20 protein-coding genes are annotated in these 17871 nt (G+C 58.6%); 5 read left to right on the top strand and 15 right to left on the bottom strand.

The genetic code is table 11. From position 1 onward, the window contains the following. Positions 1 to 5: 5 nt before the first annotated feature. The 3 genes from AC6I8D_RS04225 to AC6I8D_RS04215 are packed head-to-tail and all read right to left on the bottom strand — an operon-like array spanning position 6 to position 1707. Positions 6 to 662, bottom strand: a complete 657-nt coding sequence (locus AC6I8D_RS04225; RefSeq protein ID WP_312057243.1) for a DUF799 domain-containing protein — start codon at positions 660 to 662, stop codon at positions 6 to 8. Further along, positions 659 to 1018, bottom strand: a complete 360-nt coding sequence (locus AC6I8D_RS04220) for a DUF4810 domain-containing protein (protein ID WP_312758312.1) — start codon at positions 1016 to 1018, stop codon at positions 659 to 661. The genes AC6I8D_RS04225 and AC6I8D_RS04220 overlap by 4 nt, the downstream gene beginning before the upstream one ends. An 11-nt stretch (positions 1019 to 1029) precedes the next feature. Continuing rightward, entirely contained in the window at positions 1030 to 1707 is a 678-nt protein-coding gene (locus AC6I8D_RS04215; protein ID WP_312057240.1) for a CsgG/HfaB family protein, read from the bottom strand. A 152-nt stretch (positions 1708 to 1859) separates the two neighbouring features. Here AC6I8D_RS04215 and AC6I8D_RS04210 point away from each other — a divergent pair, with 152 nt between their 5' ends. After that, positions 1860 to 2288 (top strand): cell envelope integrity TolA C-terminal domain-containing protein, encoded by a 429-nt coding sequence (locus AC6I8D_RS04210; RefSeq protein WP_312057238.1) that lies wholly within the window; start codon positions 1860 to 1862, stop codon positions 2286 to 2288. Here the strand turns inward: AC6I8D_RS04210 and qhpR are convergent. Both qhpR and AC6I8D_RS04200 read right to left on the bottom strand, forming a co-directional pair. Continuing rightward, positions 2248 to 3318, bottom strand: a complete 1071-nt coding sequence (qhpR, locus tag AC6I8D_RS04205; RefSeq protein ID WP_497819686.1) for an AraC-like transcriptional regulator QhpR — start codon at positions 3316 to 3318, stop codon at positions 2248 to 2250. The genes AC6I8D_RS04210 and qhpR overlap by 41 nt on opposite strands. Positions 3319 to 3467: 149 nt before the next feature. Beyond that, on the bottom strand, positions 3468 to 4472 hold the full coding sequence (locus tag AC6I8D_RS04200) for a phosphotransferase enzyme family protein (protein ID WP_497819685.1): 1005 nt from the start codon (positions 4470 to 4472) through the stop codon (positions 3468 to 3470). Between the two features lie 258 nt (positions 4473 to 4730). On the opposite strand from AC6I8D_RS04200, the gene eat reads away from it, so the two are divergent. Further along, the gene (gene eat, locus AC6I8D_RS04195; RefSeq protein WP_497819684.1) at positions 4731 to 6095 is read left to right on the top strand and encodes an ethanolamine permease; all 1365 of its coding nucleotides are present in this window, start codon (positions 4731 to 4733) and stop codon (positions 6093 to 6095) included. 28 nt (positions 6096 to 6123) lie between these two features. On the opposite strand, the gene mak is transcribed toward eat, so the two are convergent. After that, on the bottom strand, positions 6124 to 7035 hold the full coding sequence (mak, locus tag AC6I8D_RS04190) for a fructokinase (RefSeq protein WP_497819683.1): 912 nt from the start codon (positions 7033 to 7035) through the stop codon (positions 6124 to 6126). Positions 7036 to 7181: 146 nt separating this feature from the next. Between mak and rdgC the strand changes: the two genes are divergently transcribed. Continuing rightward, on the top strand, positions 7182 to 8093 hold the full coding sequence (gene rdgC / locus AC6I8D_RS04185; RefSeq protein WP_312758320.1) for a recombination-associated protein RdgC: 912 nt from the start codon (positions 7182 to 7184) through the stop codon (positions 8091 to 8093). A 45-nt stretch (positions 8094 to 8138) separates the two neighbouring features. Here rdgC and ppnP read toward each other — a convergent pair whose 3' ends face one another. From ppnP to aroL, 7 genes are all read right to left on the bottom strand, one after another. Further along, complete coding sequence (ppnP, locus tag AC6I8D_RS04180; RefSeq protein ID WP_031377601.1) at positions 8139 to 8429, bottom strand: pyrimidine/purine nucleoside phosphorylase; 291 nt, start codon at positions 8427 to 8429, stop codon at positions 8139 to 8141. Positions 8430 to 8523: 94 nt separating this feature from the next. Further along, the gene (locus AC6I8D_RS04175; RefSeq protein WP_312056842.1) at positions 8524 to 9201 is read right to left on the bottom strand and encodes an AroM family protein; all 678 of its coding nucleotides are present in this window, start codon (positions 9199 to 9201) and stop codon (positions 8524 to 8526) included. 1 nt (position 9202) lies between these two features. Further along, on the bottom strand, positions 9203 to 10135 hold the full coding sequence (locus AC6I8D_RS04170) for a DUF1177 domain-containing protein (protein ID WP_312758322.1): 933 nt from the start codon (positions 10133 to 10135) through the stop codon (positions 9203 to 9205). A gap of 13 nt (positions 10136 to 10148) precedes the next feature. Next, complete coding sequence (locus AC6I8D_RS04165; protein ID WP_312758324.1) at positions 10149 to 11708, bottom strand: OPT/YSL family transporter; 1560 nt, start codon at positions 11706 to 11708, stop codon at positions 10149 to 10151. A gap of 277 nt (positions 11709 to 11985) precedes the next feature. Beyond that, entirely contained in the window at positions 11986 to 12738 is a 753-nt protein-coding gene (locus AC6I8D_RS04160; protein ID WP_497819682.1) for an IclR family transcriptional regulator, read from the bottom strand. Positions 12739 to 13011: 273 nt separating this feature from the next. Beyond that, positions 13012 to 13203 (bottom strand): YaiA family protein, encoded by a 192-nt coding sequence (locus AC6I8D_RS04155; RefSeq protein WP_031377596.1) that lies wholly within the window; start codon positions 13201 to 13203, stop codon positions 13012 to 13014. A gap of 111 nt (positions 13204 to 13314) precedes the next feature. Next, positions 13315 to 13839: a shikimate kinase AroL gene (aroL, locus tag AC6I8D_RS04150; protein WP_312056851.1), complete on the bottom strand. Its 525-nt coding sequence runs from the start codon at positions 13837 to 13839 to the stop codon at positions 13315 to 13317. A 282-nt stretch (positions 13840 to 14121) separates the two neighbouring features. On the opposite strand from aroL, the gene AC6I8D_RS04145 reads away from it, so the two are divergent. Further along, positions 14122 to 14796, top strand: a complete 675-nt coding sequence (locus AC6I8D_RS04145; RefSeq protein WP_497819681.1) for a DUF2076 domain-containing protein — start codon at positions 14122 to 14124, stop codon at positions 14794 to 14796. A 2-nt stretch (positions 14797 to 14798) separates the two neighbouring features. Here AC6I8D_RS04145 and AC6I8D_RS04140 read toward each other — a convergent pair whose 3' ends face one another. After that, entirely contained in the window at positions 14799 to 15248 is a 450-nt protein-coding gene (locus tag AC6I8D_RS04140) for a YaiI/YqxD family protein (protein WP_031377593.1), read from the bottom strand. A gap of 168 nt (positions 15249 to 15416) precedes the next feature. On the opposite strand from AC6I8D_RS04140, the gene proC reads away from it, so the two are divergent. Then, positions 15417 to 16229, top strand: a complete 813-nt coding sequence (gene proC / locus AC6I8D_RS04135) for a pyrroline-5-carboxylate reductase (protein ID WP_312056855.1) — start codon at positions 15417 to 15419, stop codon at positions 16227 to 16229. A 66-nt stretch (positions 16230 to 16295) separates the two neighbouring features. Here proC and AC6I8D_RS04130 read toward each other — a convergent pair whose 3' ends face one another. Continuing rightward, positions 16296 to 17822 carry an FAD-dependent oxidoreductase gene (locus tag AC6I8D_RS04130; protein ID WP_312758328.1) on the bottom strand — a complete coding sequence of 509 codons (1527 nt, stop codon included), beginning with the start codon at positions 17820 to 17822 and terminating at the stop codon, positions 16296 to 16298. Positions 17823 to 17871: the final 49 nt, after the last annotated feature.

Genomic DNA, 17871 nt, shown 5'->3' with positions numbered 1-17871 from the left:
GCCGATCAGCGGGCGCTAATCAGCCTGTAGCGCGGTCCGGTCAGCAAACCACCCTGCTCATTCTGCGCCAGCAGGCGATTGCTGGTCAGGCCGGCAATCGAGTGGGCTTTATCGCTGACGTTGTTGGCGATCTGTTTGATCGCCGCACTGACCAGCATGCCAACCAGTCCGCCATTGTTGTTGTTGCCCTGCTCACTGTCACTGGCGGTGGCATAGCCCTGCCAGAGCTCTTTACCGCTGCGCAGATCCACCAGCCGCGCGGTGGCTGACACGGTGGTCACGCTGTCGATCACCCGATAGCTGCTGCCATAATCGGTGATCGAGATATAGAGCGCGCTGTCGGCGTGAAAGATCTTATTCAGGCGAGCCGGGCTGACGGCCTGAATTTCACTGCCGCTGGTCAGGCCATTCTGCTGGAAAGTCTCTTCCACCACCGCCACCGGAAACACGTAGTAACCCGCTTCGGCCAGCGGCTGGGTTACCAGCGAGGTCAGACTGTGAGCGGCATTAATGTCCGGAGCTTTGTTTTCGGCCGGTAATACCAGAATCGACGCCGGCTTGCTGGCGCGAAACGCGCTGTAGTCATACGGTTTTTTGTGCTGCGCACAGCCGGTCAGCAGCAGCACGGCCAGTGCGCCGCCCAGGGCAATCAGTTTTTTCACCGGGTCACTCCTTTTTTGTTACTCATCAGAAAATCCATGTAAGGGCCAGCTTCCGGAAACAGCTGCTTTTCCGTGGCAAACTGGCCAAAGGCTTTATTGGTATCACCGGTTTTGGCGTACAGCAGGCCGAGCTGAGCGTGCAGCCCTGGCGCGACCGGCTGGTTTACCGCACGGGCTTTTTCAATATCAAGATTCAGCGCGTCGATTTGCTTCTGCGGATCGCTATCTTTCTGGTAATAGCTGTAAATCTGCTGCTGATAGTCGCCCCAGTAGTAGATCGTTTTCGGCGCTTTCGGCGCACAGCCCGCCAGCAGCGCAGCCGCCATCAGCAGGCCGCCCAGTGTGATTATTTTCATTTACTGCTTCCTTATTTAGCCGGACGCCAGGCGCCGTTGTTGATTCCATCCACTAAATGATCGACCGCTTCACGAATCGCCAGATCCATCACTTTGCCGTTCAGCGTTGAGTCGTAGCTGCTGGTGCCGCCAAAACCTATGATTTCCCGGGCGGAAAGCTGATATTCGCCCGCGCCCTGCGCGCTGAACACCACTTCGGAGGTAGTGACGTCCACCACGTTGAGATTAACTTTGGCGTAGGCGATCTGGCTCTTACCCCGGCCGAGAATGCCCCACAGCTGCTGATCGCCCACTTCTTTACGGCCAAACTCGGTGATATCACCGGTGATGATGTAGTTCGCGCCTTTGATATTTTGCTGGCTGCGCTTGAAGTCCGCTTCCTGCTCTAACTCTTTCAGGTTGCTGCGGTCGAGCACGCTGAAGCGGTTTGTCTGCTGCAGGTGGGTGATCAGAATGGTTTTTGACTGATTGCCCAGCCGGTCAACGCCATCGGAGAAGATGCCGTTCATATACGAAGAGCGGTTATCAAACTGACCGACGGCAATCGGACTGCGCACCCCCTGGTAAGCGGGCTGGCTGGCCGCGCGGACCTGGGGTGCCTCGATGGCTCGGGATGATTCGGTGGCGCACCCGCTGATCAGCGAAGCACTTAATAAGGTGAGTGCCGCAACGGCATATTTTCTCTGCATTTCAAATCCATGAATAAATAATAAGAAACCGCAATGGGGGCGGTAAATTCTGGTTCTGCCGACAGTCGGAGTAATGCCATAGCATTCACCAGTCCGGTCTGTAGACTGTCGGCAGCAGATGAGCAGAACTTTAATCAGAATTGGTCAGTTCAATGAATTTAATTAATGTAATAGTGAAAATATTACCGGGCGTCATTATTGCCGCCCTGCTCAGTGGTTGTCAGCATTCTGAACCACAGCAACGGGATAGCGTGGCCAACCTGTGTCAGCCAGCGAAGGATCCTGACAGTGCATCCTGTCAGTGGACTAATCAAATGCAGCATCGCCTGAATCAGCAATTCAGCGATGCGGCGCGCTATGCGGGTCAGCAATGTCTGGTCCGGCTGGAGTGGCAACAGAGTGGACGCTATGCGGTGACGCAGACTCAGGGAGACGAGGCGTTGTGCTTACGCGCCTGGCAGCTGGCTGCGCAGACCCAGGGATTGCCGCCGCCGCCGGTGCGCAGCCAACCGGCGTGGTTTGGCTTTGCGCCGCGCCAGGCTAGCTTGCCAGCCCATGCTGCCGCCACTGACGCGGGCTGATGCCAAACCAGCGACGAAAGGCCCGCGAAAAGGCGCTGACTTCTGAATAACCCAGCAGCAGCGCCATTTCAGAGATCGGCAGCTGCTTCTGCTGCAGATAGTGAGTGGCCATTTCGCAGCGAACCTGATCCACCAGCGCAGTAAAGCTGCAGCCCTCTTCACGCAGCCGCCGCTGCAGCGACCAGCTCGATAGCCCCAGTTTATCGGCCACCTCCTCCAGCACCGGTTCGCCCTGCATCAGCGACAGATTCACCTGTGAGCGCGCCTGCTCTGCCAGGCTCTGCTGCGAGGCGGCCCGGTTAAGCCGGCGGATCGCATCCTGCATTACCAGCAGCAACATCGGATCGCTGTCCGGCATGCTGCGCAGCAGATCGCGCTTCGGGATCACCAGCGAGTTAAACGGTTGATCGAACCAGATCGGGGCATCGAACACTTTACCGTGATCGTGCCACTGTTCCGGGCGCGGATGTTCAAAATGCACTTCACGCGGCGCCCAGTTTTTGCCTGCCGCATGACGAATCAGATTCATGAACATGCCCAGCGTCAGCTCCGCATCCTGACGGCGCGACAAAATAGCGCCGTGACGAACCTGATAGTCGAGCCGCCAGCACTCACCTTTGTCCACCAGCCGGGTCAGCGTGTCGTGCTGATGCCAGGGAAAAGCATTAACCACGTTGTGCAGCGCCTGCTCCAGCGTGGCCGAGCAGAGTCCGATATAGCCAATCAGGCCTAATGACTGCGGTTTAAACTGCCTGCCGTAGTGCAAACCGAAGTTATCAAAACCGGAGTGCCGTGCCGCCTCTTCCAGCACCCGGCAGTAGTTGACCAGCCCGAGGCTGAGCGTCGGGCTGGTCAGCCGCTCCGCATCGATGCCGCTGATGCCAAAGATGCGGTCAACGTCGCCGCCGCGGATATGAATAAAATCGCTCAGGCCGGTGGCCGCAGCGGCCAGCACGCCGTGATTGCCTGCACCCGCCGCAGCGGAGCAGGCAGCAAACGCATCGGGCTGTTTCATCATCATCGGATTCATGGTCGCCTCAGTCAGAATTCAGGGGGATCACCCACTGTCAGACCGAGCAAATTCCGTACCAGCTTAATTCTTCCGGGTTTCAGTCGGTTAGCCAGCCGGTATCCGGCGGGCAGCACTGCGGCAGCGCACTGACGCCCGCCGCTGGTGCATCAGGCGCCCACCGGCAACTGTTCGCTTTCCAGGTAACGACGGCAGAGTCGCACCGAGTGGCTGGCCCATTCGCTGCCCAGGCTCTGCGCCATTTCGGTTTCAGCGTGCGATCCTACCCAGGCGGTGAGCTGGATCCGGCGCTGGATCAGCAGCGTCGGCAGCAGCGCCATCTCCCGATCGCTGATGTGCGAGACCCGCTCGTAACCGCGGATCCAGTGATCGATCCACTCTGCCGCCCGCGGATGATGCTCAACAAAACTGATCGCCGCCGCCAGATCGTGCAGATACCAGCCCATCCCGCAGTCATCAAAGTCGATCACCCGGGTTTCGCCGTTGTGCAGCAGCAGATTGGTCAGCCGCAGATCGGCGTGGATCAGGCCGTAACGATCCGATCCTTTGCCGAACTGCGCCAGCGCCTCGCCCGCCTGGGCGATCGCCTGCTCGACGATAGCGTGATCGGCAGGATGCAGATGCGGCGCATCCTGCCAGCGTCCCCAGTGACTCTGCGCGCTGGTCATGGTGTGGTGATCCCAGATGATGCGCTGGAAGCCCGCCGGCGGCTGCCACTGTTTGCTGTGCTGATGCAGCCGGGCCGTAATCTGTCCCAGCTGCTGAAAGGCGCGCGGGTCGACCTCGGTAGTCGGCATCTCGCCGTCAATCCAGTGAAACAGCACCACATAACGCTCGCCGCCATCGGGCAAACGCAGCGTCAGCACGCGCTCGCCCTGGCGGTCGGCTATCGCCTGCGGCACCACAATGCCGGTTTCACGTAGCGCATCCAGCCACAGCAGTTCGCTAAGAATATCCGCTTTTTGATGGTAGTCGCCGCGATGCAACCGCAGCGCATAGCGTCTGCCGCCCGCCTGAAGCAGGAAGGTGGCATTTTCCGAGCGACAGAGCAGGTGCAGCGTGCCCTGCAGCGCCGCGGGATAACGGCCCAGCGCCTGCTGCGCCAGTGCGGTGAGTTGGGAATCAGTCAGGTTGTCATATTGTTTAGCGCTCATCAGTCCGGCTCCTGGTCACTTGCGTCACCTCAGCATGCGTTGCCAGAACCTGTGCTGCTTGACCGCAGAGCAGTCAAAGTTGACCGCAGCGTGCATCTGGCCCGGTTGTTGCCTGTGAGTTGACCGTGGAGGACAGCATTGACCGCGCCGACGTCAAGTCGCGGCCCGCAAGGCAACGGCATTATCCCTTCACTGTAGCGTAAACCATGATGTGCGGTATCACTGCCGCGCTGCACCAACAACGACGGGGATAACAGTATGACAAACAGACTCAAGCCCACTCTGGGCACCCTGCATCTGTGGGGGATCGCGGTAGGCCTGGTTATCTCAGGTGAATACTTTGGCTGGAGTTACGGCTGGGCGGTGGCGGGCACGCTGGGCTTTCTGGTCACTACCGCGTTGATTGCCACGCTCTACACCTGCTTTATTTTCAGCTTCACCGAGCTGACCACCGCGATTCCGCATGCCGGCGGGCCGTTTGCCTACAGCCGCCGCGCTTTTGGTGAAACCGGCGGGCTGATTGCCGGTCTGGCCACGCTGATTGAGTTCGTCTTTGCGCCGCCAGCGATTGCGATGGCAATTGGGGCCTACCTCAACGTGCAGTATCCGGCGCTTAACCCGAAAACCGCCGCGGTCGGCGCTTACCTGCTGTTTATGACGCTCAACATTGTTGGCGTGAAACTGGCGGCGATGTTCGAACTGGTGGTCACGGTTCTGGCGGTGATTGAGCTGCTGGTGTTTATGGGCGTGGTGTCACCGGGTTTCAGCCTGGCCAACTTTGCCGCGCACGGCTGGGCCGGCAGCGACAGCTTCGGTATGCCGGCGTTTTCCGGTATTTTTGCCGCTATTCCGTTCGCCATCTGGTTTTTCCTTGCCATTGAGGGGGCCGCAATGGCGGCGGAAGAGGCAAAAGATCCGACCCGCACCATTCCTCGCGCCTATATCAGCGGCATTCTGACGCTGGTGGTGCTGGCGATCGGCGTGATGCTGATGGCAGGCGGCGCGGGCGACTGGCGCAAACTGTCAGACATTAACGATCCGCTGCCGCAGGCGATGAAAATGATTGTCGGCGAACACTCTAACTGGATGCACATGCTGGTGTGGATCGGCCTGTTTGGCCTGGTGGCCAGCTTCCACGGCATCATTCTCGGCTATTCACGTCAGTTCTTTGCGCTGGCACGCGCGGGCTATCTGCCGCCCGGGCTGGCGAAACTGTCACGCTTCCGGACCCCGCACCGCGCCATCATTACCGGCGGCGTACTGGGGATCGCGGCGATCTACAGCGACGGCATTATTAATTTGCAGGGAATGACGCTAACGGCAGCGATGATCACCATGGCGGTGTTTGGGGCAATTGTGATGTATATCATGAGTATGCTGAGCCTGTTCCGGCTGCGCCGCAGTGCGCCGCAGCTGGCTCGCAGTTTCCGTGCGCCCGGCTACCCGATTGTGCCGGGCATCGCCCTGCTGTTGTCGGTGGTCTGTCTGCTGGCGATGCTGTGGTTTAACCCGATCATTGGCGCGCTGTTCGTCGCCTTTATGCTGGTCGGCTATCTCTACTTCCTTGCGACCAAAGCCCAGCGCGATCGGGCACCACAGGACAGCATGCTGCTGGGTGAATAGCAGGGCGCGCCCCGCTATTCAGTGCTGATCAGTCGTTGAGCGGCCAGAGCCAGGCCGCTCCACGCACGCCGCTGGAATCGCCGTGATGAGCCTTAAGCACCGGGGTTTCGCATTCGCCGCCAAATACCCATTTTTTCATCAGCGTCGGCACGGTCTGATAGAGACGATCAACATTGCTCATCCCGCCGCCCAGCACGATCACGTCCGGATCGATCAGATTCACCACCTGCGCCAGCGATTTTGCCAGCCGCAGTTCGTAACGGCTCATCGCCAGTTCGGCGATCGGATCCTGCTGCGCCAGCAGCGATACGATCTCCGCACCTTTACGTGACACCCCGCTCAGCCGCTGATAATCGATGGCGAAACCAGTGCCCGAGACGAAGGTTTCAATACAGCCCTGCTGCCCACAATAACAGGGCACTTCCTGCCGATATCGCAGCTCATCCTCATCCATCCACGGCAGCGGATTGTGGCCCCATTCGCCGGCATTGCCGTTACCGCCGATGCGTGACTGACCGTTGATCGCCACCCCGGCACCCGATCCGGTGCCAATGATCACCGCAAACACCAGCGGCTGCCCCGCACCCGCCCCGTCGACCGCCTCAGAAACGGCGAGACAATTCGCGTCATTGGCGATGCGCACGTCACGATTCAGCGCATGCGCCAGATCTTTATCCAGCGGCTGGCCGTTGAGCCAGGTGGAGTTGGCGTTTTTTACCCGCTTGCTGTAGGGCGAAATCGTGCCGGGAATGCCGAGGCCGACGGTGCCGGTCTGCCCGGTTTTCTGCTCCGCCAGGCGGACCAGATCGACAATCGCCTGAACCGTTGCCTGATAGTCATCGCGCGGGGTGTTGACCCGGTGACGAAACAGTTCCTGCCCGGCGTTCGATAACGCAATTACTTCTGTCTTGGTGCCACCCAAATCAATGCCTATCCGCACGGTTTATTCCTCATTATTCGTTCAGGTGGAACATACAGTAGAAGGCGCCAGCCGGAAAGGCAATGAAACCACTCCGATGTTTCGCTATCATGCGCGCTGACTCTGTTAGACTTGTGCGCCCGATCGCGCCACGGTAAGGAATCCCGATGTTGTGGTTTAAAAATATGATGGTTTATCGTCTGAATCGTGACATTCCGTTGTCCGCAGACGAGATGGAAAAACAGCTCGACGCCTTCACTTTTTCACCGTGTGGCAGTCAGGATATGAGCAAAACCGGCTGGGTGCCGCCGATGGGCAACCGCAGCGATGCACTGACGCATGAAAACAACGGCCAGATCGTCATCTGCGCCCGTAAAGAAGAGAAAATCCTGCCGTCTCCGGTAGTAAAACAGGCGCTGGAAGCGAAAATCGACAAGCTGGAAGCGGAGCAGAGCCGCAAGCTGAAGAAGACCGAAAAAGATTCGCTGAAAGATGAAGTGCTGCACAGCCTGCTGCCGCGTGCCTTCAGCCGCTTCAGCCAGACCTACCTGTGGATCGACACGGTGAACAACCTGATTATGGTTGACTGCGCCAGTGCCAAAAAAGCGGAAGATACTCTGGCGCTGCTGCGCAAAAGCCTCGGCTCACTGCCGGTGGTGCCGCTGACGCTGGAAAGCCCGATTGAGCTGACCCTGACCGAATGGGTGCGCTCTGGCGAGGTGCCAGCCGGTTTCGCCCTGATGGATGAAGCGGAGCTGAAAGCAATTCTGGAGGATGGCGGCGTGATTCGCTGCAAGAAGCAGGATCTGGTGTGCGATGAGATCGCTAATCACATCGAAGCGGGCAAGCTGGTGACCAAACTGGCGCTGGACTGGCAGGAGCGCATTCAGTTTATGCTGGCCGACGACGGTTCAGTCAAACGCCTGAAGTTCAGCGACACGCTGCGCGACCAGAACGACGATATTGATCGTGAAGATTTTGCTCAGCGTTTTGACGCCGACTTTATTCTGATGACCAGCGAACTGGCTGCGCTGACCAGCAACCTGGTGGAAGCGTTAGGCGGCGAAGCCCAGCGTTAAGCTGGCGAAGCCCTGAAAGAAAATGGCCGCATTGCGGCCATTTTTTTATCCTTTCAGGTAGCGACAGAGATAAGAACTGGGTTCGCCAACCTGTAAATGAAATTCGCTGTGGCCCGGCACGTTGAACACCGAACCCGCTTCAAACCATTGCCACTCGGTTTCACCCGGCAGCAGCACCTTCAGCGACCCGCTTACCACGGTCATCTCTTCCGGCTGAGCAGTACCAAAGGTATATTCGCCTTCAGCCATCACGCCCACGCTGGCACGGCCGGTGCTCGCACTGTCAAAACCAATGGATTTAACTTTTCCGTCAAAATACTCACTAATGTTGAGCATAATACTTCCTCACAGCACATTAAGGTGTCTGGCAGTGTAGAAGGGAACTCGCTGATCTGTCACGCGAAATGATGGTCGTTTGTGATCTCTCACGTCAGCCCAGCAGTTCCGCCGCCAGTCTGGCCACCAGCTGGTTAGAGAGCAGTACCGGTACGCCAAGCTGCGCCTGCAACGCGGCCCGATGCTGCTGGTGATAGCCAATACAGTCCAGCACCACCAGCCCGACATCAGCAGCCTGCAAGGTGCGGGCCGCCGCTGCGAACACCTGGTCATCAGCCAGATAGGGGCTGGCGACGGCGAAACAGGGCGGCGTCGGTAACGGCTGCCATTTACCGGCCTGTTCAACGATCTGCTCCTCTACCGGCACCACAATGCCCACCCGTTGCTGCTGCACCAGCGCGCCGATCAGCGGCGGGATAATACGATCTGGCTCCAGCAGCAGTGCGCGCCGGGTGCGTAAGGCACCGAACTCGCCGGTACACAGCAGCAGAATGGTGTCGTAACCGGCCTGCTCCAGCGCACTGATTTTGCGCTGTAATCCCTGCTCCACCTTTGGTGCCGCCAGCCGCACCTGCTCACCGCTCTGCAGCCGGGAAACCAGGATCGCCTCGCCCGCCGCCGGAGCATACTGCGCCGCAATGTCGGCCGCGCTCAATCCATCCAGCAAGCCAGCATGGTCGGTAACGTCGTCCGGCAGATGCTGGCGCAGCAGCGGCAGAATGTCGCTGCGCGGTGACTGACCAATAGTCAGGGTGACCAGAGATTTGGCCATATCAGTGATTCCGCTGGCGCAGATGTCCCAAGCTGCCATACAGCGCGAGCAGCCGCGCATATTCTTCAGCGTCATAAAAGTGGCAGGTCTGGCGACCAAATTCTTTCGCCACTTCAACCGCAAATTTCGCCGCAGCGGCGATATCCACCTCATGACTGGCACCGGTACCGCAGCCCGGCACCACCGTTTCGGCAGTGATCGCCACCCCGACCACCGGCACATCAGTGGCGGTCGACGGTTGCAGAATGCTGTTCAGATGATAGATGCCGTTGCCGTAGGGGGTGATGTCCTGAGTGGTAATCGGAAAGGTGACGGCCGGACGACCGGTAGTCATCTCCATAATGCGCAGCAGATCCTCCGACACCCGCAGGATGTAACCCTCTTTCACCGTAGGCGACAGCGCAAAGCCCTTGTGGTTGATGATGCGGTTACCTTTGGTGGTGTCGATTGACAGGATCGCATCCACCCCCGCCATCACCTCATTATCGTTCATGGTGACATCGTCAATTGGCGAATCCATAAAATCGACCGGCTGATGCGGCCGGGTCGGCGCATCCGGGCAGATGTGGGTGGTGATAATCACATCACCGCTCAGGCGATCGCCATTGCTTTGCATCCGGGCCAGCTTCAGCGCACTGGCGATCGCCGCCACGGCCCCGTCCGCATCGGACACCATGCCGATACGGCCTGGACGCGCACCGATACCGCCAAGACGCCCGATAATGCCCAGCGTCGGGGCGTTGCCGCCACTGGCTTTGCCCTGGGTGCCAGGAATATCGATGCGGATAAAATCGGTACGGCCTTTGGGGCCGGTAACCCGGCTAAAACTGGCTTCCACCTGCGGATACGCGGCGAACAGGTCTACCACCTGCTGTCCATCAATCAGGGCGCTATCCAGTAACTCAAAAACCTGTAAGGTCTGCTGTAAACTCATGGTTAATCCTTAGCTATTTCTTACTGCTGCTGGCAAACAGCGAATTAAAGAAGCTGTACAGGGCATCGCCGGCAATAAAACCCGCCGCCATCACTTCCATCGGCGATCGGCCGCGCTCGCCCCAGACGCGAATGATCACGATACGCAGCGCGATCCCCACCACCACCGCCCAGCCGGCCATGGCGTTGTTGATCAATAAACCGGTGGCTAACAGCACGCCCAGCTGGCGTTTTGGTCCGCCGATCAGCTGAATAATTGCGCCTGGAATGGCCCAGATCAGCAGGTTGCCGGCGATGCCGGGCTCTGCGCCAGCCTGAATAGTTTTGGCATAGACCCGCGCGACCGGTGGCAGCAGATTGTCGGTGAAGAACAGTGTGTGGGCATACCAGACCAGCGGAATTGAGACCACGAAGGCGATCATCGCGGCGATCAGCTGAATACGACGGCCCCACAGCTCCTGCTGCATATCCGCGCCGTTGCCGCGCAGGATAAAGCCCGCCTTGAGGTCGTATCCCATATCGGCAAAGGCTGGCCCGGTCGCGGCGGTAAAGCCGCACAGCAGGCAGAGCGCCAGCGGCGGGAAGCCGATCAGAATACCGATAATCAGGGTGATCAGCGCCACCGCAAAGGCTGGAAACCAGCCGGAGTGCATGGCAGCAATGCCGACAATCAGTTCGTGAACGAAGGCGGCAAAGGCGGCGTAGAGAATAAACAGCAGCAGCATGGCCAGCCCCATCTCACTCCACAAGCCGCCAGCCAGCGCCAGCAGTGCCGAAATAATGATATAGCCCGCACTGCCCAGTCCTAGCGCCCGCTGCACTTCATTGCCGTTACGGCTGACCACCAGTGCGTCATTTTTGCGGCTGCGGATCACCATTACCACCTGAATCAGCGCCACCAGTCCGGCCCCGACCATAACGCCATGAGGAATATAGAGCGCGTTAATATCAATGCCGGCCACCGGCTGGGCATAGGCGCGCAGCAGGAAGCCAATGCCCAGCATCGACAGCGCCCAGATGTTGCCGATAAACGCGGTGCCAAAGGCGGACATCGGAATCTTCAGCATCGCGCCGACGATGCCGCCCACAATGCCCATCACCAGCAGCCAGGCCTGTCGTCCGCCTTTATCGCCCGCCTTAATCGCTTCTGCAGCCGCGACGCCCGGCGGCCAGGCATTGCTGGCCGGGAAGACGCGGGTATCAAACAGCCGATAGAGCAGCCAGGCATCCAGCAGCATGGCGGCACTGACGCCACAGAACAGCGGCAGCACCAGCTGTGGCTCGCCCAGCGCCCATGGGACAGCAATTGGCATCAGTAAGCTGTTAGCAGCACCGAAGGTGGCCGAGGAGATGGCGGTCTGCGCCAGGTTCTGAATCTCTATTGAGCGATAGCGGCGAAATGCCTGCAGTGGAATGCGCGCCAGTAACATCGCAAACAGCGCACCGATAATTGAGGTATTGGGCGTCACCCCAATGGTAGTGATCAACTGAATGCCAATAATGGCACCCGCAATTGACAGAAAAATTAAAACCAGCGCAACGCCAGCGTGCTTAATCGGATTGACCCGTTCCATCTATTCCCCTCTCCCTTCCCAGACGAAATGAAATAACGTTTTGCCAGCCCGCAGGCTTACGTCGTTGTTATATTTCACTGATCTGACACGCTGAATCGTTGCGGCAGCAGCCAGCGTGTGCGTACCGTCCCGGCAACGCCCCTGAGACGTGGGGAGGCCCGCACAGACAACCGAAGCGCTGCGTAAAGAGTGACGGTCAGATTAAAAGAAAAAGGCCCGAAGGCCTTTGTTTTTCCCTGGTGTGGCGAAATATTACGCCGATAAAATCGTTGTGACGTTACGCGCCGAATTTCCCAGCCATCTCTGCGGCGGTAGCGCGTAAGGCATCAAGCAGTGCTGGCGGGTAGCCCGGCTCAGTCTCCTGCGACAGAAACGACAGGCAGAGCGCCACCGTTTCGCCATGATGTTTGTTGTATACGATGACTGACAGCGAACTGATGCCAGGCAAGGTTTCATTGCGAGCCAGCGACCAGCCGTGCTGACGCACTTCAGCCAGTCTGGCACACAGTGCGTCGGGCGTTTGCGGCGAATTAGCTGAAACGACCTGCCAGTCATCACGGTAGCGCGCCTGCACCTCTTCATCGCTCAACCGGGCTAACAGCGCCCGGCCGGTAGAGGTTGCGGCAGCGGGCATCCGGCTGCCTGGCGGTGTCACCATCTGGGTGAAATGGCGACCGTGATACATGCGCATGACTAATATTTCGCGCCCGGCCAGCTTAGAGACATATCCCATGCAGCCGGTGCTTTCAGCCAGTCTGATCATCGCGGCAGAAACGCTATCGACCAGCGGTGCCGAGAGATAATGCCCGGCGGCGGCCAGCAGTACGCGCCCAATATGATAGCCGCGCGTTTCGGCATCCCGCTCCAGCAACCCCTGACTTTCCATCGTCGCCAGCAGACGCGAAACGGTGCTCTTTGGCAGCGTTAATGCCTCAACCACCTCACTAAACGTCAGGCCGACATGGCCCTGCGTCACGCCTTTTTGCTGGAACAGTCTGAGTACTGCGGCGGCGTTTTCGAGTGTGGTCATGCTGCGAGTTTCACTATATGGAACTGAGTTCCTGAATCGGATAAGTCGAAAATAAAGCGTTGCGCTGAATCGGTCAAGTCACAATTTTTAGCCCGGGTAATTGGCAAGCGGACAAAATACGGGCAGTGAAATGATTAGCGGGCCTTTATCTGGCGATGAGGCGATCGGGCAGGACAGAAATCAATGCAAAACCGGGTTCAGCAGGAAATTTGCACAGAATTGAAGGTCGGGTCGGCGGGCTTACAGGCTGGCGTCCCTGCCAGCGGCAACGTTTTACTCTTTTTCGACGTCTTCATAACGCAGTTTGGCGTCACGCGCTTCCTCTTCCGTTTCATGCTCACTGATTAACGAATTCGGTTTAGGATGGTCAGCACGCAGTTCGTACGACGTCACTTTGTTGGCTTCGGTGCCCTTTTCAACCGGCACAATGCGCGCTTCACGTGGATAGGGTGGTCTGGTCGGCATACGGTATCCCTCCTGGCTGAATAACTCTCTGTGAGACAGGCTAATGCCTGCCAGACAGTAAGTATAGACAACGGCGCCCGAAGCGGGATCAAAGCGGGAAAAATCTGAGGGTTAGCTGGCGCGCGCCAGTGAAAGAGAGTGCAGGATTTCATCAACCACGCCGTCGGGCGACTGCATGGCATTAACCTGATGATGGGCCGCCGCGCGGTATAAATGTGCGCGCTCACGCAGCACTTCTTCCATCTCGTCAGCGATAGGGCGTCCGGTTAAGGTCGGCCGCTGTGCGGTTTCCGGCTGACTCTCCAGCCGCTCTGCCAGCACATCAGGTGAGGCGCTGAGCCAGATAACGCGGCCCTGCTCCTGCATAAAGCGGCAGTTGTGTTCTGCCAGTACCATGCCGCCGCCGGTGGCAATCACCGTCAACGGTGCGGTAACCGCCTGCAGCGATTCGGTTTCACGGGCGCGGAAGCCTTCCCAGCCTTCAGCCGCAACAATTTCCGCCACGCTGCGTTGCGTCGTCAGTTGCAGGTGATGATCGGTATCGCAGAAGGCGTAGCCCAGCGCCTGCGACAACGCTTTGCCGACAGTGGTTTTGCCGCAACCGCGTGCGCCAATCAAAAAGATGGGTAGAGACATCAGGGCCGTTCCTCCGCCTGGCCGCGTGCTGCGGCTGCATGTTTAGCTCAATAATGCGACGCATGATAACTGGAAATCTTTTTTGCCTCTACCCATCAAGCATGATTTGCGCACCATCCCCGACAAACTTCGGATAATTCCTTTATTTTCAATGTGAAAACCATGCACGTTTTGTGCATCAGCGGCATCCGGTTACCTCCGCAACATTTGCTTACCGCCTCAATTTTACTTTGCAGCTTGCCGCCCCCATATACTGATCACAGTCGCAACAGGAGAGTCACCATGCAACGCGAAGAACAACAACTGATTGAAGGGCTATTCAGCCGTCTGAAACAGGCAGAAAGCCAGACTGCGGCACGCGATGCCGCCGCCGAACAACTGATTAACCAGCACCTGCAGGCACAGCCGGGCGCGCCCTACTACATGGCGCAGGCGATTTTGATTCAGGAAGCGGCGCTGAAGAAACTGAATGAGCGGGTGAGCGAGCTGGAGAGCCGCCTGGCACAACAGCAGCAGCAGCAGCCAGCGCAGAGCAGCGGTGGATTTCTGTCGGGCTTATTTGGCAGCGGATCGCGCCAGCAGCCGCCTGCTCAGCAGCAGCCGGCGTGGAACAGTGCGCCTCAGCAGCCTGCCCAGCCACCGCAGTATGCTAATGCCCCGGCCCCACGCGGCACGGGCTTCCTTGGCGGTGCGCTGCAAACCGCAGTGGGCGTCGCGGGCGGTGTGGTGATGGCGGATATGCTGACCAGCATGTTCCATCATTCCCAGCCGGAAGAGATTGTGAACATCATTAATGAGCCACCGCTACCGGAGGTGAATGACAACCTCAACACCTTTAACGGCGGTGATGACAACAGCTTCCTCGATCAGAACGCCGGCTGGGATAACGGCTTCGCCGACAACGGCGATCTCAACGATTTTGGCGGCAACGATTATGACGACGACAGCTTCGTCTGATTTTAGCGTTTCTGCTGCCTGAGCCAGCTGTCCAGCTCATTAGCAAATTGCTGGCGGTCACGCGGATTCATCGCCGCGGGGCCGCCGGTCTGCACCCCACTTGCCCGCAGGGTATCCATAAAATCGCGCATCGTCAGCCGTTCACGAATGGTGGCCGGTGAGTAGCGTTCGCCGCGTGGATTAAGCGCCGCCGCCCCCTTTTCAATCACTTCCGCCGCCAGCGGGATATCCGCCGTGATCACCAGATCGCCCGGCTGTGCCCGTCGGACAATTTCATTATCCGCCACGTCAAACCCCGCCGGCACCTGCAGCGTGCGCAGATAGGGCGAAGACGGCACGCGCAGAAACTGGTTCGCGACAAAGGTCACGGTGGTCGCCGTGCGGTCCGCAGCGCGGTACAGCACCTCTTTGATCACATTCGGACAGGCGTCAGCATCGACCCAGATAGCCATCATGATTCCTTCTTATCGGAGATAAGCCCCGATCTTGCCGCACTCCTGCGCAATGGCAAATTTTATTTGCAGCTCGCTGACCGGCCTGAACGCGGCTGACTTGTTATTCAGGCTGGCTGAAGTAAGCTAACCCGCACAGAACAGCGAACAATGACTAAGGAGACGGCGATGCTGGCAAAGAAAATTGGATTTATCGGCGGTGGCAACATGGCAAAGGCCATTATTGGCGGACTGGTCAACAGTGGCAAAATCGCGCCGTCTGATATCTCGGTTTTCGATCGTAAACCCGAGACTAACCAGGCGCTGGCTGAGCAGTACGGCATTAACGCCGCCGAGAGCGCAGAGGCGATGGCACGCGAGGTCGATATCCTGTTTGGCGCGGTGAAACCCAACGTCATCCTCAAAATTCTCAAGGATCTGACCGGCAGCCTGAAAAAAGAGGCGCTGGTGGTTTCCATTGCCGCCGGAGTGACGCTGGATTCACTCTCGTCGGTGCTGGGTTACGATCGTAAAATTATCCGGGCGATGCCGAATACTCCGTCGCTGGTGAGTGAAGGCATGACCTCTGTCACCCCTAACGCGCTGGTTGAACAGAGTGAAACCGATGAGGTGGTGGCGATTTTTGAAAGCTTCGGCAAAGCCGCCGTGGTGGAAGAATACCTGATCCATTCGGTGGTCGGCGTCAGCGGTTCTGCCCCCGCCTACGTGTTTATGTTTATTGAAGCGATGGCCGATGCCGCAGTGGCCGGCGGGATGCCGCGTGCCCAGGCGTACCAGTTTGCGGCTCAGGCAGTGAAAGGTGCTGCGCAGATGGTGCTGACTACCGGTAAACATCCAGCTGAGCTGAAAGATATGGTCTGCTCGCCTGGCGGGACCACGATTGAAGCGGTAAAGGTGCTGGAAGAGAAAGGACTGCGCTCGGCGGTTATCGAAGCGATGCAGCAGTGCATGGCGAAATCAGAAAAGCTCAGCCGCAGTTAAGGCCGTAAGTTAACGCCATACCAACAGAGCAGGCCAGCGCCTGCTCTGCTCTTTTCGCACCTCAGATCACTTCTGCTGCGCCTGATAAAGCGCCACCGCCTGCGCCACCGTCATCGGCTGCTGCATACGTTCGATCAGTTCCGCGGTCAGGGTGTAGAGACCGCATGAGCAGACCGCGGCCAGTTGCCCCTGCTGCCCATAAAACGCGATAAACGTTTTATCCGCCGGCGAGCCAAGCAGTTGGTACTCATCCCATTCGGCGGCATGGCCCAGATATTCATAGCGCGTGCCATATTGGGTGGTCCAGAAGAACGGCACACGGTCATAGTGCACCGCCTGATCCAGCATATTGCGCGCCGCCGTCTGTCCCTGCTGGTGCGCCACACGGTAGTGCTCAATGCGTAACGGTCCCTGCGCGGCCGGCCAGGTGGCGATATCACCGGCAACCCAGATGTTTTCTGCCACCCGCAGCTGAGTATCCGCCTGCAGGCTGCCATCCTCAGCGAGCGGTAAGTCATGAATAAACGGCGTGGCCGGTTTTACGCCGGTGGCAAACAACACCACATCAGCCGCCAGCTGTTGCCCCCCTTTCAGCCGCACCGCGGTGACATGTTTGTCGCCCTGCAACGCCTCGATCTCGCCGTGAACCCATTTGACGCCATTTTCCTGATGTAGCTGTAAAAAATAGCGGCCAATCTGTTCACCGAACTGTTTCACAAACGGCAGCGGCTGGCGGGCAATCACCGTGACGTCGATATTTCGATTACGCAGCGCCGAAGCCATTTCGGTGCCGATGAAGCTGTTGCCGACGATCACGATTTGCTGGCTGGCATCCACCGCTTTCAATAGTGCGTCGGTCTGATCTTTACTGCGCAGCAAATGTACGCCAGCCAGATCGCTGCCTGGCAGGTCAGGAAGCACCGGCGTCGCCCCGCTGGCGATCAATAATTTGTCGAACGACAGTGACTCGCCATTGTCGAAAATCAGCCGCTGCTGCTGGCTGTCGAGCCGGGTGACGGTGGCGGTGATGCGCTCAACGTGATCCATCACATCCTCTTTCAGCAGCTGCGGCACCTCGCTGATATCCATCTTGCCGGAGGGCACAAATTTGGTCAGCGCCGTCCGGTCGTATGGGGCATCCTGCTCGCGTTCGACCAGTACCAGCCGGCCCTTAAAGCCCTCATGACGCAGCCGCCACAGCGCGGCACTGCCGGCCGCCCCGCCGCCCAGCACCACGAAAACCGGCGCGCTTGCCCCGCTGCCAATCGGCGCAGCAGGCGACATCGCTTTAGGGTTCACCAGCACGTTGCCGTTTTCAATCCGCAGCGGATACTGCTTCAGATCGGCCAGCGCCAGCGGTTCACACATTCTGCCATCCGCCAGATCGAACGCCGCTTTATGCCACGGGCAGACCAGCCGATCGCCGCAGATAGCGCCCTGCTCAAGCGGTGCGCCAGCATGGGGACATTTCGCCTGGTAAGCACGCACACTCTCTCCGTCCCGGATCAGCAATATCTCCACCTCACCCAGTTTTTTTTTAACCGGCTGACGCTGTGGCAACTCGTTCAGGGCAACGGTAAATTGATAGTTCACGACATGGCTCCTTTTGCGTTCTGGTTATCGGATGCGCAGCAAAATATCC

It is taken from the genome of Pantoea sp. X-Soil-MYKO-1785, from assembly GCF_059730675.1.
This window is presented reverse-complemented; position numbering and strand designations above follow the sequence as displayed.